The sequence below is a fragment of the Rhizobium sp. 18055 genome (assembly GCF_902706285.1).
Classification (GTDB): Bacteria; Pseudomonadota; Alphaproteobacteria; order Rhizobiales; family Rhizobiaceae; genus Rhizobium.
Window position 1 is genome coordinate 1 of sequence record NZ_CACSKD010000413.1, and the last position, 405, is coordinate 405.

Genomic DNA, 405 nt, shown 5'->3' on the forward strand with positions numbered 1-405 from the left:
AGTTGGCCGAGAGCCTGGAGCAGTTACGCTGGCTGGAAGCCGGCTACCGCATCCAAACGGCCGAAACCACGCTGGAAACTGTCGGCATCGACACGCCGGAGGACGTGGAGCGGGCCTTGCAGTATCTGGCAAGCAGGAATTGATTTCCTCGCTGCAGCCTAACCCAACTACTGCCTTCACTTCTCCTAGGGCTACGATGACGGTGGTGCCAGCTGAATGGCTTTGGCAAGGCGCATAAACTGCTCCAGCCGCACTTCGGGCTGTTCGTAGGCCCGCCCGTCGAACACCAGTATCCCGCTGGGGGTGCTCAGGAGCAGCACCAGCGCCCGGCCCTGCTTGCCCGCGTAGTTGAAGGTTATGACGTTTTCGTAGGCATAATGGCCGTTGATGGTGCCGTTGATTTCC

The 405-nt window shown here is 60.0% G+C and carries 1 protein-coding gene; it reads right to left on the reverse strand.

From position 1 onward, the window contains the following. Positions 1 to 191: 191 nt before the first annotated feature. The coding region (locus GVL52_RS29770; protein WP_160012784.1) for a hypothetical protein at positions 192 to 405 on the reverse strand (214 nt) is incomplete at its 5' end.